Annotated in this window: 20 protein-coding genes and 2 pseudogenes; 12 read left to right on the top strand and 10 right to left on the bottom strand. The window is 68.6% G+C overall.

The genetic code is table 11. From position 1 onward, the window contains the following. Positions 1-7 precede the first annotated feature (7 nt). The 4 genes and pseudogenes from ACYVO6_RS32820 to ACYVO6_RS32805 all read left to right on the top strand — a co-directional run bounded on the left by ACYVO6_RS32820 (position 8) and on the right by ACYVO6_RS32805 (position 4581). Positions 8-1420 (top strand): family 2B encapsulin nanocompartment shell protein, encoded by a 1413-nt coding sequence (locus ACYVO6_RS32820; protein ID WP_461067577.1) that lies wholly within the window; start codon positions 8-10, stop codon positions 1418-1420. Between the two features lie 454 nt (positions 1421-1874). Beyond that, entirely contained in the window at positions 1875-3047 is a 1173-nt protein-coding gene (locus ACYVO6_RS32815) for a WD40/YVTN/BNR-like repeat-containing protein (RefSeq protein WP_461067575.1), read from the top strand. Positions 3048-3054: 7 nt separating this feature from the next. After that, positions 3055-3147: pseudogene (locus tag ACYVO6_RS32810) on the top strand (IS5/IS1182 family transposase); the annotation flags it as partial. A gap of 933 nt (positions 3148-4080) precedes the next feature. Then, complete coding sequence (locus ACYVO6_RS32805) at positions 4081-4581, top strand: MaoC family dehydratase (protein WP_461067573.1); 501 nt, start codon at positions 4081-4083, stop codon at positions 4579-4581. A 270-nt stretch (positions 4582-4851) separates the two neighbouring features. Here ACYVO6_RS32805 and ACYVO6_RS32800 read toward each other — a convergent pair whose 3' ends face one another. The 3 genes from ACYVO6_RS32800 to ACYVO6_RS32790 are packed head-to-tail and all read right to left on the bottom strand — an operon-like array spanning position 4852 to position 6323. Beyond that, positions 4852-5472 (bottom strand): dihydrofolate reductase family protein, encoded by a 621-nt coding sequence (locus tag ACYVO6_RS32800; protein ID WP_461067571.1) that lies wholly within the window; start codon positions 5470-5472, stop codon positions 4852-4854. Continuing rightward, positions 5472-5978 (bottom strand): SRPBCC family protein, encoded by a 507-nt coding sequence (locus ACYVO6_RS32795; protein WP_461067569.1) that lies wholly within the window; start codon positions 5976-5978, stop codon positions 5472-5474. The genes ACYVO6_RS32800 and ACYVO6_RS32795 overlap by 1 nt, the downstream gene beginning before the upstream one ends. Before the next feature lie 3 nt (positions 5979-5981). Next, positions 5982-6323, bottom strand: a complete 342-nt coding sequence (locus tag ACYVO6_RS32790) for an ArsR/SmtB family transcription factor (protein ID WP_075033765.1) — start codon at positions 6321-6323, stop codon at positions 5982-5984. Between the two features lie 142 nt (positions 6324-6465). On the opposite strand from ACYVO6_RS32790, the gene ACYVO6_RS32785 reads away from it, so the two are divergent. Then, on the top strand, positions 6466-7017 hold the full coding sequence (locus tag ACYVO6_RS32785; RefSeq protein ID WP_461067567.1) for a DesA/ISL3 alpha bundle tail domain-containing protein: 552 nt from the start codon (positions 6466-6468) through the stop codon (positions 7015-7017). 227 nt (positions 7018-7244) lie between these two features. Here ACYVO6_RS32785 and ACYVO6_RS32780 read toward each other — a convergent pair whose 3' ends face one another. The 3 genes from ACYVO6_RS32780 to ACYVO6_RS32770 all read right to left on the bottom strand — a co-directional run bounded on the left by ACYVO6_RS32780 (position 7245) and on the right by ACYVO6_RS32770 (position 9922). After that, the gene (locus ACYVO6_RS32780; RefSeq protein WP_461067565.1) at positions 7245-7745 is read right to left on the bottom strand and encodes a hypothetical protein; all 501 of its coding nucleotides are present in this window, start codon (positions 7743-7745) and stop codon (positions 7245-7247) included. 302 nt (positions 7746-8047) lie between these two features. Beyond that, complete coding sequence (locus ACYVO6_RS32775; protein ID WP_461067563.1) at positions 8048-8971, bottom strand: RNA polymerase sigma-70 factor; 924 nt, start codon at positions 8969-8971, stop codon at positions 8048-8050. A 6-nt stretch (positions 8972-8977) separates the two neighbouring features. Continuing rightward, a complete protein-coding gene (locus ACYVO6_RS32770; RefSeq protein WP_461067561.1) occupies positions 8978-9922 on the bottom strand; it encodes an NAD-dependent epimerase/dehydratase family protein in 945 nt (314 codons plus the stop codon). A 707-nt stretch (positions 9923-10629) separates the two neighbouring features. On the opposite strand from ACYVO6_RS32770, the gene ACYVO6_RS32765 reads away from it, so the two are divergent. Continuing rightward, positions 10630-11397, top strand: coding sequence for an SDR family oxidoreductase (locus ACYVO6_RS32765; RefSeq protein WP_461067559.1), 768 nt, complete (start codon positions 10630-10632; stop codon positions 11395-11397). A 106-nt stretch (positions 11398-11503) separates the two neighbouring features. Here the strand turns inward: ACYVO6_RS32765 and ACYVO6_RS32760 are convergent. Then, positions 11504-11746 (bottom strand): annotated as a pseudogene (locus ACYVO6_RS32760) (HNH endonuclease); the annotation flags it as partial. A 189-nt stretch (positions 11747-11935) separates the two neighbouring features. Continuing rightward, the gene (locus tag ACYVO6_RS32755; RefSeq protein ID WP_461067557.1) at positions 11936-12394 is read right to left on the bottom strand and encodes a MarR family winged helix-turn-helix transcriptional regulator; all 459 of its coding nucleotides are present in this window, start codon (positions 12392-12394) and stop codon (positions 11936-11938) included. Between the two features lie 63 nt (positions 12395-12457). Here ACYVO6_RS32755 and ACYVO6_RS32750 point away from each other — a divergent pair, with 63 nt between their 5' ends. Then, positions 12458-12826, top strand: a complete 369-nt coding sequence (locus ACYVO6_RS32750) for a VOC family protein (protein WP_461067555.1) — start codon at positions 12458-12460, stop codon at positions 12824-12826. A 192-nt stretch (positions 12827-13018) separates the two neighbouring features. Continuing rightward, complete coding sequence (locus tag ACYVO6_RS32745; protein ID WP_461067553.1) at positions 13019-13783, top strand: IS5 family transposase; 765 nt, start codon at positions 13019-13021, stop codon at positions 13781-13783. Positions 13784-13945: 162 nt separating this feature from the next. Here ACYVO6_RS32745 and ACYVO6_RS32740 read toward each other — a convergent pair whose 3' ends face one another. After that, positions 13946-14512, bottom strand: coding sequence for an SMI1/KNR4 family protein (locus ACYVO6_RS32740; RefSeq protein WP_461067551.1), 567 nt, complete (start codon positions 14510-14512; stop codon positions 13946-13948). Between the two features lie 520 nt (positions 14513-15032). Here ACYVO6_RS32740 and ACYVO6_RS32735 point away from each other — a divergent pair. The 4 genes from ACYVO6_RS32735 (at position 15033) to ACYVO6_RS32720 (ending at position 20786) form a co-directional block, all read left to right on the top strand. Beyond that, positions 15033-16736, top strand: a complete 1704-nt coding sequence (locus ACYVO6_RS32735; protein WP_461067549.1) for an IS1182 family transposase — start codon at positions 15033-15035, stop codon at positions 16734-16736. Positions 16737-16770: 34 nt separating this feature from the next. Continuing rightward, complete coding sequence (locus tag ACYVO6_RS32730) at positions 16771-16995, top strand: hypothetical protein (RefSeq protein ID WP_461067547.1); 225 nt, start codon at positions 16771-16773, stop codon at positions 16993-16995. 336 nt (positions 16996-17331) lie between these two features. After that, complete coding sequence (locus tag ACYVO6_RS32725) at positions 17332-17883, top strand: hypothetical protein (RefSeq protein ID WP_461067545.1); 552 nt, start codon at positions 17332-17334, stop codon at positions 17881-17883. Next, positions 17880-20786 (top strand): M48 family metalloprotease, encoded by a 2907-nt coding sequence (locus ACYVO6_RS32720; RefSeq protein ID WP_461067543.1) that lies wholly within the window; start codon positions 17880-17882, stop codon positions 20784-20786. Before ACYVO6_RS32725 ends, ACYVO6_RS32720 begins: the two co-directional genes overlap by 4 nt. Before the next feature lie 163 nt (positions 20787-20949). Here ACYVO6_RS32720 and ACYVO6_RS32715 read toward each other — a convergent pair whose 3' ends face one another. Beyond that, a complete protein-coding gene (locus ACYVO6_RS32715) occupies positions 20950-21927 on the bottom strand; it encodes a hypothetical protein (RefSeq protein ID WP_461067541.1) in 978 nt (325 codons plus the stop codon). Between the last annotated feature and the right edge of the window lie 232 nt (positions 21928-22159).

The raw sequence follows: 22159 nt of genomic DNA, 5'->3' as shown, positions 1-22159 counted from the left end.
GAAATACATGTCGGTCGAGGCGGGTAGCGAGAACCGCACGGAGCAAGACCGGCGCCAGCAGAGCCTGGCGACGTCGGCCGCGCGCAACCTGGCCACCACCACCAAGTCCGTCCCGCAGATGCAGGAGATCACCTCCAGGTGGCTGCTGCGGATGCTGCCCTGGGTCCAGGTGGAAGGTGGAACCTACCGGGTGAACCGCCGGCTGAACTATGCGGTCGGGGACGGGCGCGTGACCTTCGTGAAGACGGGGGACCAGGTGGAGGTGATCCCGGCCGAGCTGGGGGAACTTCCGGTTCTGCGGGACTACGGCGACCTCGAGGTGCTCGGCGAACTGGCGCGGCGCTGTCGGCAGCAGGAGTACGAGCCCGGGGCGGTCCTCGCCTCCTTCGGCAGCCAGGCGGACACGGTGTTCCTGCTGGCGCACGGCAAGGTCGAGAAGGTGGGCTCCGGGCCCTACGGAGATGACGCGGTACTCGGTGTACTGGCCGACGGGGCCTACTTCGGCGACCAATGCCTCACCGCCTCCGACGGCATCTGGGAGTTCACGGCACGTGCCCTGACCCATTGCACCGTTCTAGCTCTCACCCGGCAGGATGTCCTGACACTGGCGGACCGTTCCGTATCGCTCCACGCCCACCTGGAGCAGGTGCGGTCCGTTCCCGGGCAGCGCACCAACAAATACGGGGAGGCCGCGATCGACCTGTCGGCCGGCCACGTCGGAGAGGCCCTGCTGCCGCACACATTCGTGGACTATGAGTCGGCCCCGCGCGAGTACGAACTGAGCGTCGCGCAGACGGTGCTGCGGATCCACAGCAGGGTCGCCGATCTCTACAACCAGCCGATGAACCAGACGGAGCAGCAGTTGCGGCTCACCGTGGAGGCGCTCAAGGAACGCCAGGAGCACGAACTCGTCAACAACCGCGAGTTCGGCCTGCTTCACAACTGCGAGTACGACCAGCGTCTGCAGCCGCACAATGGCGTTCCCAGCCCCGACGACATGGACGAACTGCTCAGCAGGCGCCGCGGATCCAAGCTGTTCCTCGCCCACCCCAGGGCGATCGCCGCGTTCGGACGGGAATGCAGCAAGCGGGGTCTCTACCCGGACACGGTGGACATGCACGGCCACCAGGTGCCCGCCTGGCGCGGTGTGCCGATCTTCCCCTGCAACAAGATCCCGATCTCCGACGCCCGTACGACATCGATCATCTGCATGCGTACGGGCGAGTCGGAAGCGGGCGTCATCGGGCTCAGGCAGAGCGGCATCCCGGACGAGATCGAGCCGAGCCTGTCCGTTCGCTTTATGGGCATCAGCGAGCAGGCGATCATCTCGTACCTGGTCACGGCCTACTATTCGGCGGCAGTCCTGGTGCCGGACGCCCTCGGCGTCCTGGAGAACGTCGAAATCGGCCACTGGCGCTGACACCGGTGCCGAGACCCGGAGCTGGGCCGGACAGCCCTTGGGCGATCGCGGACCGTCCAAGGGCTGTCCGGCACCCCAGCGGGCTCTCGACGCCGGCTACGGCCACTCGCGGCTGCGGATCTCGACGTCGAAGGAGAGGAAGGGTACGAACTCCGCCCAGGCGTCGGACCACAGCTTGATCACCGCTGGATACGGTTCACCTCCGCTCGAGCGGAGGTAGACCGGAGGGGAGGCCGGTTCCGGTGCGGCCGGCGCAGTGCTCTCCGTGCCCGCGGGGATGATCCCTCGTCCTCGTCGGGCACAAGGCCTCACAGAGTTCGGTGGCGGAGTGGGAACCCGAGCGCGGCGAGCGGTGTACCAGAGATGACGGTGCATCGCGGGCCGGGCATGCCGGTCGGATCGGGGGCTTCCCATGAGGTGGGGCGGGGGTAAGTGCAGGGGCAGCTGGGGCATCTTGGTCGCCGCCGCGCTGGCAGTGCTGGCCCTGGTGTCGGCATGCGTCGAGGTGGACACGGACAGGGGCAAGGACAGGGTCCGGGGCGCGCAGGCGGGTGAGCGCGCCCCCTCCTCAGAGGCGGCGGCATCCCCCCGGATCCCGTCGGGGACGGACCTGCCCGGCAGCTCGGTCGCGGTCGACTTCGCGAGGGACGGCAGTGGGTTCGCGCTGCTCGCGGAGTGTGGGGAGACACGTTGCCGGCAGCGAGTCGCCGTGCTCGACAAGGGCGCCGACGCCTGGCGGCTCGGGCGTTCCCCGCTGGCGGACGTCACCGTGGAGCACGGCATCACGGCGACACTCAGGGTGCTGGAACCCGGTCGCGCGCTGATCACGGAGGGCGTGTGGCCGCCGCCGGACCGGACCTGGTTCACGAGTGACGGGGGACGTCACTGGCGGCAGGGCTCCGCCAGGCCCTCGGGCACGACCCCGGCGCTGCCCGAGGGCGTCACCTTGTTCGAGGACTGCACACGGATGGACCAGGAGGGCAACAACTGCGAGCACGCCCGCGTCCTCACGGTCCTGCCCACCACGGGCGAGTTCCGGGCCCTGGCCACTCAGCCCCCACTGAAGCCCCCGGTCATCCCGGCCGGGCAGATTAAGGACCTGGTCTTCGCCTCCGGTCGTGACCCGCGCTCCGGCCGTGTCGCACTCGCCGTCAGCGAGGACGGGGGACGCAGCTGGCGGTTGTCCCGGCCGACGGGAACCGGAGAGTCGGTCTGGGCCCTGCGCGTGACCGGCACCGGAAAAGTGCTCTACGCGGCAGAGCCGGGCGAGCTGCCCGACGAGGAGAACGTGAAGAACGGCCTGCTCGCCCTCCATCGCAGCACGGACGGCGGCGGCACCTGGGAGCGGGTGTGGGAGCACCGCAAGGGCGTGGATCCGCGCTCCCTGCTCGGCCCGCCGATCGCCGCCGCCGACGGCAGCCTGACGATCCACGGTGAGGACGGCGTCTGGCGTAGTACGGACGGCGGCCGTTCCTTCGCACGCCACGGAAACTCCGGAGGGATGTCGGGCTGGGTGACCACGACCGCGCTCGGCTATCTGTGGGGCGACAGCTTCGGCGCCGGGAGCTGGCGCCTGTCCACCGACGGTGTCCACTGGACACGGTTCGAACTGGGCAACGGGACCTGAGAGGCCGTGTTCGTGGGTCGTCACGCTCAAGCCGGTCAGCCGGCCCAAGGACGTCTCCGGCTTCGTCGTCCTGCCCCGCCGCTGGGTCGTCGAGAGATCCCAACCGCGTGGACTCCATCCCGGACAGCTGACCGCAGAACCGCGCCCGGTGCCATCAGCGCGAGGCCGCCTTCGCCAACGACCCGTCGAACACGGCCGGCACGACGCCGCCGTACACGCCATGGCGCTACGCCAGCCCAGGCCGAACGCGCGCAGCGGGCCGACACGGCCGATGCGCGGCGGGCTCCGGCGATCCGTCGTACGGCATGAGCGCGCAGGCCAGGATCGATTGTCAGTGGTGGCCTCTACAGTCCTCAATGAAGCTGTTTCGAGGCGGAGTTGAGTGGGGTTGGTGAGTGCAGCAGGAGATCCTTCGGGCGTTCCGGAGCGAGCACCGCTGGTCCGGGCCGTACGCGTGAGGAGCGACCTTTTGGGTGGCTCCTCCGCCGCCCAGTGTGGCGGGGCGAGTGTGGGGACGTGAGCAGGTCTGGAGGGTCAACTTGTCTGGTGGCACGATGAGTTGGGGTGAAAGGCGGGGTTCCTTTGCGGGGTGACAGGCGGCAGATTCAGACGGCGGTGCTGGGCGGTGCGGATTCGGAGGAGCCGCTGATGCTGCCGCTGGAGGCGATCGAGCTGGACGGGTTTCGCCGGCGTCACCAGGCTGATTCGTTCTGGTGTGGGCTGCTGCTCGGGGGCTGTGGCAGTCAGTTGACCACGAAGTTGTACACCGACCGGGTCTGTTCCCTGTCAAGTTCAGCGTGTTGACGTAGACCGCGCCCGTGGGATCCGTAGCTATCGGCCTCGCGCAGTTGTGCATACGACGGAATCTTCGTCGCTGGCGGTAAGAGGGACCCGGTGAGCCGATCACCGATACCGCGGTGCGGGAGCTCTACGAGGAGACCGGCCAAGGCGGTTCGCACAGTCAAGGTGCATCCGAGGGCCAGGTTCCGGGACGGATCGAGGTCGTGGAATCGCACCCACTAACGTGTCGCCGATGATAACGCCATCGACCTCCGCCCTCGGCCTTGATTTCGACACGCCAGTCCAGGAACGCTACTTCGAGGACTACACGCCAGGTTCCACGTACACCTATGGCAGTGTCACCTTGACCGAGGAGGACATCCTCAGGTTCGCCGACGAGTTCGACCCGCAGAGCATCCATTCCGACCCGGACGCGGCAGCAGAAGGCCCGTTCCAGGGGCTCATCGCCAGCGGTTGGCACACCGCGTCCGTGATGATGCGGCTGTACGCCGATCACTACATCAGCAAGGTCGCCAGTCTGGCCTCGCCCGGTGTCGACGAGCTGCGCTGGACCCAGCCGGTGCGTCCCGGCGACAGCCTCTCCATCCGTACGACGGTCCGCGCGGCCCGCCTTTCGCGTTCGAAGCCGGATCGCGGCCTGGTCCACACCGACATCGAGGTCCTCAACCAGCGCGGCGACACCGTGCTCACGCTCACCGCGATGAATCTGCTGCGTCGGCGGGACGCGAACTGAGAACCATGTGCATGATCGCCGTCAGGCGACCTGGTCGGGCACGTCGAGGATCTTGGGGCTGCCCGGAACGAGGTTCTCGAAGGCCGGGCGGGCTGTCGAGAGGAACGCCGCCACACTCGGCCGTGCTTCGGTCTTGCGCAACCATGTCATCGTGACCGAGGTCCGCGAGGCGCTGCCCGTCACCGGAATCGCGATCACTTCGCCGCGGGCAGCGGGCCGGGCTGTCCGCGGGCAGCTGACTTCGGCGGGGGAGCGCTGAGTTCGGGACAGTTACCGCTCCCGGACGGTGTAGGTCAGGTGCGTCACCCTTGGGGAGGGTTCCGCGCGGACCGGCTCCAGGGCCACGCGGCCCGCGTCCACGCCGTCGAACAGGCGGATTCCGGAGCCGAACAGCACGGGTGAGAGCGCGATCGAGAACTCGTCGACGAGGCCGGCGTTCACGTACTCCAGGATCGTTGCGCCGCCGCCCGCGATGCGGACGTCGCGGTCGCCGGCGGCCTCGCGGGCCTGGTCGAGCGCGGTCTCGATGCCGTCGTTGACGAAGTGGAAGGTGGTCCCGCCGGGCCGCTCCCAGGGGTCACGCTTCTCGTGCGTCACGACGAAGACCGGGGTGTGGAACGGCGCCTCCTCCGGCCACGCCTGCTCGCCGGCGTCGAACATGCGCTTGCCCATCACGCTCGCGCCGGTGCGCTCGAACGTCTCCCGCACGATGTCGTTGTCGCGCCCCTCCTCGCCGCCCTCGCCGAGCTTCAGGTTCTCCCGGAAGAACCGCTGCGGGAATATCCACTGCTGCAGCTCCATCCACTGCTGCCCCATCAATTCCTCGGGGGACTCGGGCGCGATGAAACCGTCCAGCGACATCGACACGCTGAAGAACACCTTCCCGGCCATCAGCCCTCCGCTCCCTTCCGAACGGTCTCGGTGACGTACGTAGCCAGGTTGCCCAGGGTCTGCCGGCCGCCCTCGATCGCGTGGTACTTCTCGACCGCCTCGTCGCGCAGCTCCTTGGTGCGGAACACCGTGCGCATCACGATCCGGGTCGCCGCACCGTCGGGCTCGAACGTCAGGACCGACTCGAAGGCGTTCGGGTCGTCGCGGGACTCGCCGTGCAGCAGCGCGATCCGCTCCGGCGGGGCGATCTCGATCCAGGAGATCCACTCCTGGTAGTCCGTCCCGTCCGGTCCGTGCATCACGAAGTCCCACTCCCCGCCGACGCGGAACTCGAACGCCCGCGTGGTGGTGGTGAACCCCTCCGGTCCCCACCATCGCGACAGGTGCCGGACTTCGGTGAACGCCTCGAACACCAGCTCCCGCGGGGCGTCGATGACCCGGGAGATCACGATCTCGCGGTCGGCCGTCGCTGACTGCGCCGGCGCGTCCCGTCCTGTCGCTGCCATCGGTCACTCCTCCTGCCTTGCCTGCTTGAGGTCCTGCACGTACGCGTCCAGCCGGTCGAAGCTCTCGTTCCAGAACCGCTCGAACCCGCCGGTCCACTCGTGAACCGGTCGCAGCCCACGGGCGTCAAGGCCGTACAGGCGCTGTTTGCCTGCCTTGCGGTCCCGCACCAGCCCGACCTCCCGGAGCACCCGCAGGTGTTTGGACGCCCCCGGCTGGGTCATCCCCAGCTCCTGGGCCAACTCGGTCACCGGCCGCTCACCCGCCCGCAGCAGTACCAAGATTTCCCGGCGCTGCGGCTCGGCGATCGCGTTGAAGACGTCCGACGTCGTCGCTGCTCGTGCCATGGCCGCCATCATATGCCCATATCGGAATGCGTAAAGCCGAGACGAATCAAGCGGGTCTTTTCAGGTCCGGCCTGGCGGCTTCGACCGGAGCGGGCCGGGGCTCGTTCGGCGGGTCCAGGCGGACCTTGGCAGCGCCCGCAGCGTGCGCCGCTGGCTGGAGCCCCTGCGCGGAACCGACTCGCCGCTGAGCGGCCTTCCCGAAGCTCCGACCGTGCGCCAGGCCACCGCCTGGTTCACCCACCACTCCGACGGCCTGACCAGCGAGGAAGACCTCCGCCTCAAGCAACTCCTCGATCACTGCCAGGAGTTGGCCGACACCGTCGCTCACGTCCGGGAGTTCGCCAAGATCATGGACCAGCTGGACGGCGTGCGGCGATTGCCTGGCTGGATCGGCAGAGCCGAAAACGCCGAGCTTCCGATGATCCGCGCCTTCGCCCGCAACCTCCGCGAGGAGGAGGGCGAGCGGGGTGAGGGCGTACTCCAGCACCGTGTCGAAGAGGGCGGGCGGTACGGGCGGGAACGGCTCGGCATCCGGGCGGTAGCGGTTCGGGTTCCAGTCGCTGACGACGTGCTCGAGGTCGGTGTGGTGCAGGCGGGGGAGCAGGCCGATCGCGTCGTTGACTTGGCCGGGGTGCCGGGCCAGCCGGGGTTGGGCGGTGGGTGCGCAGGATCGCGGGCAGGTCGGCGGCCGTGACTATGCCCTGGTCTGCGAGGTCGGCGAGCTGCTTGTCGTCGGCCTGCTCCAGGAGTTGTCGGCGCAGCGCGGGGTCGGTCGCGCGGGGCAGGAGGGCGGGCAGCGCGTTGGCGAAGGCCTCCTTGCGCCGCTCTTCCCCGCGGTTGTCGACGCCGTAGAAGGCGCGGGAGGTCGTGCACAGCGCCTCGATCCCGGCTCAGTCAAGCCCCTCAACCCGCGTCCGCAGCTCAATGCTGGTGCCGCTCGGCGAGCAGCTTCAGGTTCAGCAACTGCCGTCGAGCCATGATCAGATCGCCGACCGACAGGCCGATGGCCGCCCAGCGGCTGGTTTGCATGACGACCTTGAGTAGCAGGCGCGTCGTGTCGTGATCCTGGGGCACGAGGACGTAGGACATGAAGGCGCCCATGATGGTGCCCGTCAGCTGGTTCCCCGGTTCGACCGAGACGATCCGACCCAGCTCACGCCCGCCAGCGATAGTGAACTTTTCTCCTACTTGAGGCTCGGGAAGGTCTACCAGCTCGCGAGGCGAGCGGCGGCCAAGGTTGTCGATCCAGTCGTACGAGTATGGCGCAAGCCTCACTTGTGCGACCCACGGCCACACCGCATCGGCAGGCGCCTCGACACCCACGCCCCGCCACGCCTGCAGCGCGGGTGAGGTGACGAAGCCGTCGCACGGGTAGGACCGCCGGATCTCGCTATCGCTCACACCCCAACGGTCACCGATCATGCATCCATCCTCCACCAACATCCCCGTTAGCCGGTGTTCGAAGGTTGATACGCGCGTCGGCGGATACCGCACGTCGCTGACATCACCCCAGTCGGACCAGGTCAGGACAGCTGGCTGCTCGGTAAGCGGCCGTCTCAACGAACTTACTCTGCCCTGGTCGGCAGCTCGCAGCCGACTTTCTTCGTTGAGAACGGACACCGGCCCAACCCTCGTGCGACGGCCTTGCGCTCAGTTTCATGGCCGACAGCGGGCCGCCGCGGGCGGTCATCGACCCCACCCACAGCGGGAACCGCACCAGTGGTTCAGCCGTCGTGGCCGGATCGGCGGGCTGCGCGCACCAGGGCGGCGAGGTCACCGACCTGGTCGAAGTGCCGCAGCTTGTCGGGGTTGACGATGGAGTGGATCGTCTGGATCCCTCCCTGGGTGATGTCGAGCCCCATGACCGCGACCAGCTGGTGCTGCGCGTCGAACACCGTGGCGCCGGGCTGGCCGTTGACCTCGGTGACCTGAATGCGCCCGCCCGCGCGCGCCAGCACGGACAACCCGGTCAGCACGATCTTCGCCACGCGTTCCCGGCCATTGACCGGACGGCCCAGTGCGGGCACCTTGCCGCCGCCGTCGCCGTGCGCCACCACATCCTGCGCCAGCAGCGCCTCCAGCGCCCGCAGGTCGCCCTGCTCGGCGGCGGCGAAGAAGCGCTGAGCCAGCTCTTCTCGCTGCCGCCGAGAGGCGTAGTAGCGCGGTCGGTGCTCCCGCACGTGGCCGCGGGCCCGCGCGACCAGGTGCCGTGTGCTGTCCACATCGGTGCCGATGATCTCGGCGACCTCCGCATACGGATACTCGAACACCTCGCGCAGCAGGAACGCGGCCCGCTGTCGTGGCGACAGGCTCTCCAGCAGCACCAGGAACGCCAGCGACAGCGAGTCGGCGGTCTCGGCGTGCTCGGCCGGCGTGGGATCGGTGACCAGCGGTTCTGGCAGCCACTCGCCGACATACCGCTCCCGCCGCACCCGTGCCGAGCGAAGCTGGTCGATGGCCAGCCGGGTGACGAGCGTGGCGATGTACGCCCGCGGCGAGGCGATCGGCTCGTCCTTCCGCAAGGTCTGGTGCACCCGCAGGAACGCCTCCTGCACCACGTCCTCGGCTTCGCCGACGCTTCCGAGCATGTGGTAGGCGATGGCAAACGCCCGCGGCCGCAGCTCGCCATACAGATCCGAGGTGGACATGTCGCGTCAACTCATTCCGTCGGTGAAACCGGTGCGCCAGCTCGGGTACCGCGGCGTCCAGCCCAGTTCGCGCTTGGTCTTCTCGGTGGAGATACCGGGAGCCCGCGTCATCATGTCCACCGGGCCCTTGCCGCCCAGCAGGCCGGCGAGCCAGGCCGGTACGCGGCGCGGCGGTTTGGCGCCGAGCGCGCGGGCCAGCTCCGGCAGCCAGACGTGCACCGCTGTCGGGTCGTCGTCGGCGGCGTGGTAGATCCCGGGCTTGCCGCGTTCGATCGCCGCGACCGTGACCGACGCCGCATCGGCGATATGCACCATCGACCACACCCCGGCGCCGCCACCGACGATCGGGAACCTTCGCTTGCGGATCATCTGGGTCATGACGGCGTCCGGTGCGGCCTCGATACCAGTGCCCGGCCCATAGAAGCCACCGTAGCGAATCGCGATGCCGTCGGCCCAGGTCATGCCGGTCATCGCGTCCTCCACGTGGCGCAACGCGGCCACCGTCTCCTGCATGTCGGCAGGTGGGTTCGGCTCGATCCGGCCGTCCTCGCCGACGACCGGCCCGCTGGTGCGCTCCATCCACATCGCGTTGCTCTGCGCCACGAACTTGCGGACGCCTACGGCGCGGCCGGCGGCCAGCAGGTGGTCGGTGCCCTCGGTGCGCAGCCGGTTGGTGGCAGCCACCATCCGCCTCATGTTACGCATCTTCATCGGCCCGCCTATCGCAGTGAGCTGATGGACGATCACCTCAGGCTCTGCCTTGGCCACCGCGTCGGCCACCGAGTCCGGGTCGAGCGCGTCGACGACCACCGGCTCGGCGCCGAGCGCGCGTAGCGCGCCGGTCTTGGCCGCCGAGCGAGTCGTGCCCACCACCTCGTGCCCGCGTGCCACGAGTTGGGTAACGAGGTGGCCGCCGATCGCGCCGGACGCTCCGGCAATGAAGATCTTCATAACGTCTCCGTTCGTCGCTGCTCACCAACAACAGACGAGACACCCCGTGCCCCCATGATCAGCTGTGGCGCAGGTCACAAAATATGGCGCGGTTGTGCCGCCGGACACCACCTCGAACAAGCCCCGGAAACGACAAAGATCCCGACCGATCACGAAGATCGGCGGGATCTCGTCAACCGTTCACACCTGGTCTCGTGAACGGCCCCTGACACAGAGATGGGGGAATCGACGGCCCCGATCCACAAGATCGCGGGAACGTCGAACAAGGCACCTCCCGGGAACTTCGCCGCTGACTATCAGGAAGTCCAGCCTGCGCACGGTGGGCATGCCCGTGGTCCTTTCATCAGCGGGGCCGGATCGGCGGCCGGCCGTACCGGCCGCGTTTCAACAGGGGACGTCCAGAGCCCGCGCACCCCTTCCCCCTGGTCCATCTCACATTCTGACGCAGGCCGCGGGAAGCGTGGTTGATGGGCAGCCAGAAGCCGGGGCACTGTCGCCCTCGCTGCGGTTCGAGGGCCGCGTCCACGGCAACGAACTGCGGACCGGCACCGGAGATCGCGCTGCGCCTCGCGGCGCGGGCGAAGTCCTACCGAGCTTGAATTCGTGATGTCGTGCGAGATCAGCCGGATGCGAGCGTCAGGCCGGTCCCGGTGAGGCGGCTCCCATTAGGCGCCGACGGCGAAGCCGAGGCGCGAGAAGTACGCCTGGTGGCCCGTGGTGTTGGGGTGGTACGCGTCCGCGAGCGCGCTGACGCCGACATCCAGGGCAAGGTCATCGCGATCACGGGTGCCAGCAGCGGCATCGGTGAGGCGACCGCAAACTTCCTTGCCGAAAAGGGAGCCCGGCTCGCGCTCGGGGCCCGGCGAGAGGACCGACTGAGCGCTGTGGTGGACGGCATCACGGCCAAGGGCGGAACCGCCACCGGCATCATCGTCGACGTCACACGCCGCGAAGACCTCCACCGCCTTACCGATACCGCCATCGAGCAGTACGGCCGCCTCGACGTTCTCATCTCCAACGCGGGCACCATGGCTGTCTCCCCGTTCGACGAACTGCGCCAGGACGACTGGGACGCCATGGTCTCCACGCACATCACCGGCCTGCTCAACGGCATCGGAGCGGCCCTCCCCGTCTTCCGCCGACAGGGCTCCGGCCACTTCGTCAATGTCAGCTCCACCGCGGCCTACGTCGTCAAATCTCCCCAAGCCGTCTATGCGGCCACCAAGACGGCGGTTAACGTGATCTCCGAGGGCCTGCGCCAGGAATCGGGTCCTGACCTGAGCGTGACTGTCGTATCGCCCGGCTTCACCCACACCGAGGGTGTCGGCAAGGGAGCCACCCCCGAGGCGTCCGCCGCGATGACTCAGATGCGCGACGAGATCGCAATGCCGCCCTCCGCCATCGGCTACGCGATCGAGCAGCCCGCCGGCGTCGACGTCAACGAGATCGTCGTCCGGCCCACCGTGCAAGCCTGACAACACCGCTGAACGCCAGGATCGCCTTGTCGGAAAACGATCAAGGGCAGCAGGGGCCATACCCCACACATTGCCGAGGTCCTGCGGGCAGTGTCTGGACGTGGTGTCAGGAAGCCGGCTCGTAGGTGACGGTGGTGTCGGGGCAGTTGGTGGCGAGTTTGTTCAGCGCGGTCAGTTCCGCCTTGTCGGCGGTCAGGCCCCAGCGGAGTTTCGTGGCCGTCCAGTCTGCGGCGTAGGTGCACTGCGCGGCACCAGCCGGGGGGAGCCAAGTGGCGGGGTCCTTGTCGCCTTTGGACCTGTTGCTCTTCGCAATGACCGCCACCAGGCTCCGTTCCGCGTCAAGGTCGTTGGTTATCTAGTGCTGTCAAGCTTTGTACCTGGTGCGGCGGCTACGGACGTGCGAGTCACATGAGGTATGTGGGCTCATCGCAGAGGAGGGTGTAGTCGGGGTCTGTCGGTTTTCGAGGTCGCCTGCACGGATTTCCACGCTCGGCTGCACTCCTGTCCGGGCGCGGCGAGACGTGCGCCGAGGAACGAGCTATGCACCGTCGTTGCCATCGCGCAGGGAATGAATCATGCTCTGCAGGATCCGGAACGCGCCTGACTGCTCGGTCTCGGTCATGCCGGCCAGCATTCTGACCTCGACGGACCGGACCGCTACGGTCGCCTTCTCCAGGCTCCGTCGGCCGCGAGGCGTGAGCCGCGCGGGAAGAACCTTCCCGACGGGCGCCTCCGCAGGCCTGGTCACGTAGCCCTCTCGTTCCAGGGCCTGGAGCAGCACGTTCATCGTCTGCCGTGTCACGAACGCGCCACGCGCGAGCTCGGAGTTCGACAAGCCCGGCCGTTGAGCCAGCAGCTCGAGGCAGGAGTAGTGCGTCACGCTCATCCCGAGTGGCCGCAGCACCTCCTCCATGGCTGCGCGCAGGGCGCTCGAAGCCTCTTTCAGCAGGTAGCCCAGTGATTTGTCCAGGTCGACGCCGACACCGTTTTGACTCATGTCAGAATTCTGACATACATTGGCCTGTGTCAGTAATCTGACACAAAGAGAAGGAGCATCATCATGCCCGCCACCGGCCCCGACTTCATCTCGCTCCAGGCGCGCGACCTCGACGCTTCGCAGGCGTTCTACGAGCAGTACCTCGGCCTCGTCCGCTCGCAGGCCGGACCTCCGCACGCCGTCGTCTTCGAGACGAAGCCGATCACGTTCGCACTCCGCGACGTCGTTCCCGGCACCGATCTCGCATCCGTTGCTCAGCCCGGCATTGGTGCCGCGATCTGGCTCCACGCCACCGACGTCCAGGCCATCCACGATGCTCTCGTCGCCGACGGTCACACCATCGTCTCCGCACCGATCGACGGCCCCTTCGGCCGGACATTCACCTTCGCCGACCCCGACGGCTACCAAGTCACTCTCCACGACCGCGCCTGATAAGCCGAACGCCACCGACGATCACCGTTCCCCCGAAGACCGCCGGTTGCGCCCGAGGCGCGAGAATCCGGGCGACATTCATTGAGCCTTTTCCAACTTGCCGTGCGAGCCCATCAGTAGGCCTGACAGACAGGTGAAGCCCCTGGTAGATGGGTTTTCGACCAAGAGAACTGTCTCCACCAGAGGCTTCGTGTGCTTGTCTACCCGTGCGGCGTCAACGTGTCCAGCTCTGCCCTCCGATTCCTCTCCGCCCGTCTGAGGGAACACCGCCGCGTCCTCGGCACCCGATGGCGACGCCTGAGCGCGGGCCGACAGGCACTGCTCGCCCTCGCTCACCTCCGCGGTGGACACACCTACGCCCAGCTCGCAGCCGACTTCGGCGTCGGTACCACCACCGTCTACCGATACGTCACCGAGGCCGTCGAGCTCCTGGCCGCTCTCGCGCCCACGCTCGCAGAAACCGTCAAGGCCGCGTCCATGAAGGCATTTGTGATCCTGGACGGGACGCTGCTGCCGATCGACCGCATCGCCGCCGATCGGCCCTTCTACTCCGGCAAACACAAGAAGCACGGCATGAACGTTCAGATCATTGCCGACCCCAAGGGCCGTCTGCTGTGGGCATCAGCGGCCCTGCCCGGGGCCGTCCACGACGTCAGGGCGGCCCGAGAGAACGGCATTATCGATGCTCTCACCGAGGCTGGCATCAACTGCTGGGCGGACAAGGGATACCGGGGTGCCGGGGGCACTGTGCGAACCCCCTACTGGGGCCGGTGGGAGACTCTCTCCGCAGGTCAGCGGGCGGTCAACCGTTCTCACGCAAAGATCAGAGCCCTCGTGGAACAGGCCATCGCCACCCTCAAGTCCTGGCGGCTCCTCCGCAAGCTCCGCTGCTCGACCATCCGCATCACGAGCCTCGTCCAGGCCACCCTCACCCTGCATCTGGCCAGCTCAGACTGAGGAGGGAAAGGGCTCACTGACTCCCCCCTACTCTCGTTGTCTCTCACAGTTCGGGCACACCTCCGACACACTCGGCAGCCGAAGGACGTGGCTCCAGGCTGCGCCCCGGATCGCGCTCGCCGACCGAATCGACCTTCAATCAAGGGCACGGTGCTGCGTGCGCTATTCCATTGCCGCGTCCAACTCCACGTTGCTGGAGCAGTCCATGAACCAGTGGGCGCGGAAGTTCACCGGCATCGGGATCGGGTGCTGCGGGTCGGTGAGGTGACAGAACAGGTACTCCGTGGCCGTGCAGTCGAACCGGTCCCCTGCCTCCGGTTCGGCTCCGGTGACGTAGACGGGCCATCGGTCGGGGTCGGGGCCCTCGGTGATCCAGTGGAACGACTGCTCGTGCTCGTTGCCCATCCAGGGCACCAACCCGCCCGAGGCCGGGAACGGCGGATGCGGCTCCCAGGGCGCCTGGCCCAGCCTCGCCGCCAACTCGGCGCTCTTGATCACGTCGTCCGGCATGAACACGCAGTGGAAACCGTCGAACATGCCATCGCCGAACGTCTCGACGAGCGCCTTGTAGTCGTTCGGCAGGGGCGTGCCCAGGCGGGACTCGGCTGCCGCCCAGTCGACCTGGCCCACAGTCCTCGGCGCCCAGCCGGTCACGGCGACTAGCCTTTCCAGCCAGGACGCCTCCGCGGGCAACTGCTCCGCGACCGGCGTGCTGCGCAGGGCAATCATCAGCGCGGGTCCAGCATCCTCGCCTTGACCGGTCCGGCCGAAGGCGACCCACCGGTTACTGAACGGCCAGGCATACCTCCAGTCGACCTGCCCCGACAAGGGCAGTGGCGGCAGTCGGTCGGCGCCGGCGGATGGCTCGCCATACCGGCCAGAAAGCGTCTCGACGAGGTTGCCCAGGTCAGCACGACCGGAGACGGGAAGGCAGACATGACCTGGTGCATGCCCGCACTCACGGCAGGCTAGGTCACGGAGATCCGGCCACAGGATCTCGGCCACGGCGGTCAGAAGCTGTTCGTCGTCCACGTCCGTGATTCAAGCACTCGCCACTGACAATAGAGTCCAGCGAGGTAGCGTCATACTCTCCGGCAGCCGTCCTGCCACATGACCTGCTCAACTGAGGTTGGAAAAGGCTCATTGGCTCTTGACTCTGTCGGGGATCTTGGAGTTTCCCGGTGCGACGGCATGATCAACGGGCATGCTCGGGGCTGTTCCGCAGGCCGATGTAGTTGTGGGGTGTCCGTTGTCCCTCCGTCCCCGTTCCGGTGAGCAAGTCCCTCCTCTGACCGCGCAGATCGCGCGGGCGAGCAACCCGGACGGTACGACGGCGATATGGGTGCGGGACCGGTTGGACGGGCTGTGGCACGACGAGGACTTCGCCGATTGGTACCCGCGCGACGGCCGTCCCGGTCTTTCGCCCGCCCAGCTGGCCACCGTCTGCGTACTGCAGTTCCTGCTCGGTCTGTCGGACCGGCAGGCAGCGGAAGCGGTCCGCTGTCGCATCGACTTCAAATACGCCCTGGCCATGGAGCTGGACGATCCCGGCTTCCACCACAGCGTGCCGGCCGACTTCCGCGAGCGCCTCGCCCGGGACGACCGCGCCGACCGTCTCCTCGACCTCGCGCTCGCGCGCCTGAAGGAGGCCGGCCTGGTGCGCGAGCGCACCACCCAGCGCACCGACTCCACCCACGTCCTGGCCGCGGTACGCGACCTGACCCGGCTGGAACTGGTCACCGAGGCCGTCCGTGCCGCGCTGGAAGAAGCCGCCCGCACGGCCGGGCACCTTCTGGTCGGCTTGGTGGACGAGGAGTGGGGGCGCCGCTACGGCCGTCCGGTCCGCCTGGGCAAAAACCCCACCCGGCCCAAGACCAGGATCCTCGCCGCCGACGACGACGCCCACCGGCTGCTGGAACGCCTCCACCGGCACCAACCGGGCTACCGACCCGGCCCGCAGGTGGAGGCGCTGCGGCAGATCGTCGTGCAGAACTACTACCGCGACGCTGCGGGCCGCCTGCGCCGGCGCACCGCCGAGGAGGACGGCGGCGGGCTGCCGCCCTCCTCCCCGGCGATCGTCTCTCCCTACGACGTCACGGCGCGCTACGTCCGCCATGGGCACATCATCCGCTGGAAGGGATTCGCCGCGCATGTCACCGAGACGTGTGCCTCCGACAGCGCCAACGTGATCACGGACGTGGCCACCACCTCGGCCACCACCAACGACGGCCAGGCCCTGCCCGGCATCCACACCCGCCTGGCGCGCCGCGGGCTGCTGCCCGCCGAGCACCTGGTCGACGGCGGCTACACCTCGCTGGTCCACCTGGAACGAGCCGCCCGCGAACACCAGATCACCGTCAGCGGGCCGCTGCCGGGCAACCCCACCCGCCAGCACCGCAAGAACGAAGGCTTCGACCGGGACGACTTCCACATCGACTTCGACCGACGCCAGGTCACCTGCCCCCGAGGCCAGGCCAGCCGGGGCTGGCACGGCCCCTACCCGACCTCCTCGCCCACCGCCGCCCCGCTGATCGTGGCCCGATTCACCAAGGGCCAGTGCCGGCCGTGTCCGGACCGCCCCCGGTGCACCAACTCCCGCGAACAGGCCCGCAACGTGGGCTTTCCCCCACGAGAACTCCGCGACCTGCAAGTCCGTGTCCGCGGCGAGCAGCAGACACCCGAGTGGAAGGCCCGCTACGCGGTCCGCTCCGGAGTGGAGGGCACCATCAACGAGTTCGCCCACGGACACGGCATGCGCCACTGCCGCTACCGAGGACGGCCGAAAGCCCACCTGCAACACGTCCTGACGGCGATCGCCGTGAACATCGAGCGCCTCAGCGGCCGGTCAGTGACCGGGGAAACCTTTTCACCGAGACAACCGACTGCCTTTCAGACCTTCCTGGATCAGAACGAGATCCCCCGGCCGAAGTCCTGGCGAACCCTCGGCAGTTGACCTCGTCCCCAAGATCCCCGACAGAGTCCAGGGTATGGGGGAGTTCAAGGTGACGGGGCGGAAGGCTGAGGTGCCGGGTTCGACCGGCCTGCGCTATGGCTACCTGGAGACGAAGAGCCAGGAAGGGGATCTTCCCAGCGGTTCGAACACCACCAAGGTGGTAGCCGTCGTCCTGGGGCGGGTGGCTGTCATTCTCCACGGCACACCCTCCATGGTCGACCACGCACTGCAGTTCGCCGTGAAGAAGACGACCGGCTGACAGCGGCGGAGACAACTCCGGCCGCTCCGTGCGGGCGTTCCGCCGTCGGTCACCGCAGAGCTTCGAAGAATGAGGCGGTATCCGCTGGCGATGTGAACTCGGACGGACGTTCTATGGCTGGCACCGGTCGGTGGGACCGGGTGCCGCGGGTCACAACAGGGGACCGCCAGCCCTCGCTGCAGCCTGACCCGTGCATGCGACAAGCCATCACGAAGCAGCCTCGCCCGGGGGGGTGAAACCCACAGAGCTCCCCGAAAGGGTGACGCAGGTGGCGAAGCGCACGGTCACTGTGCTCGCATCGGATCCCAATGTCTTGTGTGGTCAAGGGAGTTCACAGTGATCGAGCCGACCGGTGCGGCAACCGTACGGGAGGTCGTGCGTGCTGTGGTGACCGAACGGGCACCGCATGAGCTGCCGCTCCTGGAAGCGCTCTGGCCGCTGGACGACGAGCAGGCCGTCCGGATCCTCGCCGGGCAGGGTGAGCGCAGGGAACCGCTCGGATTCGGTGTGGCCGAGATCGCCGGGTTGGTCACCGCCGTGGTGTGGCTGGTGCTGGACCAGGCGGCCCGGCGGGCGGTTGACTCAGCGGTCGACGGCGTGGTCGCTCGGGGCCGGGGCGGCCTGCGTCGGCTGCTGCGCCACGGCCCCGCCGAACCGCCGCGGGCCCTGCCAGAGTGGGACCGGGCAGGGCTCACCGCCGTACGGACGCAGATCCTTCAGAGCGCGGCCGAGCGCGGCATCGACGGTTCGGAGGCGAAGGAGCTCGCGGACGCCGTCGTGGCGCGGCTCGCCACGACGGACCCCGAGGACGGCGAGGCTTCCGCCGCCTCCGACCCTTCCGATTCCTCGCGCGGCGACAACTCCGCGGCGTCCGGGGCCGATACATGAGTACGCCCGTCCCGGTCCAGGCCACGCAGGGTCCTCGCCTACGGGGGTACGGGCTCACCGACACCGGTCCGCGTTTCGCCCTGCTGATGACCGTCGTCACCGCGTCCAGCGTGAGCATGCTCAACACGGTCCTGGCTCCCGAGCCCAACGACACCCCGGGCGACGCGCTGGGCTGTCTGATGGCGGCCGGGATGGATCCCGACGGGCGGAATCTGGACAATCTGCTGATCACCCTGCGCCATCCGGAGGCGCTGGCGCAGTGCATGTCCGGGGTGCCGACGCTGGAGCACTGGAAGGGCATGGTGGCGACGGTCGTCCTGCTGGTGGTCGCCGCGCTGGTGTACTGGTGGCAGCCGCGCCTGCGCGAGCGGTGGCGGCCCACTGTGCCGGCCGAGACGCTGGACCTCGACGGTTCCCTGGCCACCGCGCTTCGCGAGCTGTGCGAACTCGCCGGGGTCACGTCGGGGGTGCGGTTCCGGGTGGATCGGACGCGGACGACTTCCGGAGCTGTGGTGTACGGGCGGCTCGGGGAGTACACCGTGTGTCTGCACGCGGGGCTGCTGGTGCGGCGCGCGACGGATCCCGAGGGGTTCCGCGCGGTCGTTCTGCACGAGCTCGCCCACATCCGTAACCGCGACGTGGTGTACGCCTCGGCCAGTACGGCCCTGTGGCGAGTCTTCGTCGTGCTGGCCCTGCTGCCGTACCTGTGGTCCGAGGGCTGGCTGCTCCTCGATGGGCTGACCGGCCGGACCACCTCACCGTTCTGGCCCGGGCTGGCGTCCAGCATCGCCTACTCCGTCGTGTCGGGACTCCTGCTGGTCTGTCTGGTGCACCTGGCCCGCGCCGACCTGCTGCGCCGTCGCGAACTGCACGCCGACGCCCGGGCCGTGAGCTGCGGGGCGCTGCCGTCGGCGTGGGCACACCGGGATCGCGACGGTGCCGTAACCACCTTGATCCGCCGGGTCACCGCGCTCCTGCGAACGCATCCGAGCTGGGCGGAGCGGCGCAGCGCGCTGGCCGAGCCCGGGCGGCTCTCGGGTGTGGGTGCGCTGGCGATGCTGCTCGTCGGGGTGAGCGGAACGCTGCTAGTCAACGCAGTAGGGGTGGTGGTCCCCCAGCTGTCGACGAGCAAGGGCGGCGCCTTGCTCACGACGGCGTTCCTCGCGCCGGTGCTGTATGTTTCGCTGGCCCGTTCGGCGACGACCGCGCAGGCCTCGGGGCGCATGGAGTCCGGGTTCCGCTCCGGCCTGTGGCTCGGTTGCGGTCTGGTCCTGGGCGAGTTCGTGGGCGGCAGTCACGGCAACGAATGGTTCGGCCCCGAACCGGGGTTCCTGCTTGGGCTCCTTCTCACGGCCGCTGTCGCGGCGGCGTGGTCGGCACAGTGCTCGCGCCTGACGCTGGACCTGGCGAGGACATGGCAGCGGCGAGCGGCAGGCCTGGTGAACCTGCTGGTCACCGCTGTGGTGCTGTGGGGCGGGCTGCACTGGTGGTATCTGACGGGCTGGTACCAGTCGATGGGCGTGCACAGCCAGACCGAGTGGTACCGCGAGGTGGCGCGGCAGACGAGCCCGAGCGGCGATTGGCAGCCCTACTCCCGCGAGCTGTCGGCCATCGCGGAAGCCATGTCGACGTTCGGGACGCTGAACGTCGGCGTCCTGCTGCCGGGGGCCGCCATCGCTCTGTGGCTCTTCCCTCTGGTGCTGCGCGCGTCGACGGTGGCTTCCGGGCTACGGCTCGGCAGGACCCTGCTGGCAGGCGTGGCGGGCGGGCTGGTGTGTTCGGCGACGCTGTTCGCGGTGTACCGGTTTCAGCACGGGCGGCGTCCGCTCACCTGGGCGGAGCGCTCCGGGCCGTACTTCTCCGTCCAAGTGTGGCTGCTGATGGCCGGTTTCCTCGTCGCCTGCCTGCTCACTGCGGCGGTCGTCGCCGCGCTGTCCCGGCGCTACTGGATGCCGCGCGCCCTGCTGGCTGTGGTGGTCACCCAACTTCTTGGTTACGGCACGCTGTTGGTGACGATGTCGGTCGGCGGCTGTCTCGGCCCGTTCAGGACCGTGCAGGACCGATGCGTCTGGCTGCCGGACGCCGGGTGGCTCATCGTCAGGGTGATCGCCCAGATGACCCTGGCCCCCACGATGCTTCTCGCCGCGTGCGCGGCGGTGGGCGGTGCGGGCGCGGGCTGGGTGGTACGACGGCTGGTCAGCCGGCGTACCACCCGAGCAGCCGGTCGTGCGACGGTCACGGCGGGGCCGGGTTCCCGGTGGCGGCGCCTGGCGCCGACGGGCGCGGTCCTCGTCCTGGCCGTGCCCATGCTGCTTATCTTGGCCGCACAGACGACCGACACCAAGAAGTCGCCAGCCGGGAAGGCCGGCGCGTCGGGCGCCCCCGGCGACACGGTCACCGATCTCGTGGAGGCCGCTCCGAGGGCCCGGTCGGCGAGGATCCGCTCGGCGCAGGCGGCCGCCTGGATGGCGCACGGCGGGACCAAGCACTACGAAGGGATCGGCGACTCGCTCACCGAACTCGGCGAGGCGCTCACGGCTGCCGCAAAGCAGCCCGACAACGACGGAAAAATCAAACTGGAGGAGAAGAAGTTCCGCCACATCTGCGGCACGATGGCCCGGCGGGCCGACGACGCGCTGGCCTACTTCCCCGTACCCGACCAGAACATCCAAAAGGAGTGGTCCACGTCGCTGGCCGCAGTTTCCCGCCACAGCCGTACCTGCCGTGACGCGATGACCCCGGGCAACGACAGGTTCAAGACCGAGGAGGACCGGGCACGGGCCTTCAGCGCATCGCTCGAGGATCTACTCAAGGCGAGCGACAAGCTCAGCCCGACCTTGTCCAGGATCAAGAAGGTGGCTGAGCCCGCGATCGAGCGGGGGGACTTCCAGGGGGACATCTGACGTGACGCCCGCCCGGCACCGAGGCCGGGCATCGCGGGCCCCAAGCCGGTCCGCACGAGGCTCTACCGTCGTGCCGGTGGGCATGCGCCAGCCCGACGCGTGGGTCCCCATCCCTGTAACGCGGAGGCTCCTCACGGCAGCTCATCGGCGGATCGGTTGAGGGCTACGAGGGTTCCACGAGCTGCCCGGTGGACGTGATCTTGCACTGGTAGAGGAAGAATGGGCCGCCGCGCTGGGACAGTACGGTGGGCTGCTCGGTGAGCGCGAGCGCCTGCTGACGGAAGCGCCAACCCGTCCCGTACCGCGAGCGTGGCACGTCTGCCGGGTTGGTCGCCCATTCCGCCAGGTGCTGGACCAGGGCAGAGAGCATCTCGCTATCCTGCGCCGTCGTGGCCGGCGAGGCGGGAGCCTCCTGCAGCACCGCGACGATGGTGTGCGCGGTCTGTGCGCTGAGCCAGGTCGTCGGCTTCCCTTCGGCGACGCTGGTCCGCAGCCGCACCAGGGTGTTCTCCAGCGGATCGGCCATCCATGGCTTGCTGTTGGCGAGCGCCGGCTCCTCGGTCAGCCAGTCCAGCAGCACACCGCACTCCTGCCCGTTCAACCCGACCCCGTCACCGGCGAACAGGGCGTGGAAGACGCGCAACAGCACGTCGCGGCGGCGCGGCTGCTGGCGCCGCTCAACCAGGCAGTGCCAGCACAGCCAGCCCATCGGCACGTAGGGAAGCTCCTTCGCCCACGGCGTTCGGCCGATCAGGTCACCGATGCCGTACCCGCCGCCGCACAGCCCGCAGGCACCCGCAGCACTGGCCGGCTTGACCGACCGGGGCCGGGGCAGCTGGCCGATGCCTTCCGGCCGGTTCACCCGAGTGACACGCCGCAGGCGCGCGCGGTAGGCGCCCCGGCCCTCCTGTTCGCACACGCGGAGCTCCCGGAGGACTTCCCGCAGGTCGTGATCGTCGGTGTCGGACAGTCGGGGCAGGTTCACCAGCTTGAGGAGACGGCGCCGCAGGGCCTGCGGGTCCTCTCCGACGGTCACGGACAGCGCGTCGACCGCCTTGGTCACTTGCTCCCGCAGTTCGGTCCCGGCCAGTTCCGCCTCGTTACCGCAGGGAAGCACTTCCTCGACTCCGAACAGGGTCATCAGCTGGGTCCGTCTCTCTCCGCGGGATCTTCGTCCCACACCCTGCACCCGCCACGTGCGCTGCTCGTGCTGCGTCACCCGATCGGTGGAGAGGGATTCACTCCTGGGAGGTCTCGGGACATTGTTGACAGCTCGGCCTCAAGACATCAGCGGATCGTGCCCGCAGATCCGCCGGAGCAGCCTGGGCGCATGGCGGATCATGGCCTGGATGATGCGAGTACGATCCGCCATC

The organism is Streptomyces pseudoechinosporeus (assembly GCF_054783935.1).
Note: the sequence above shows the minus strand (reverse complement) of the source record. Positions and strands in the feature narration are given on the sequence as shown.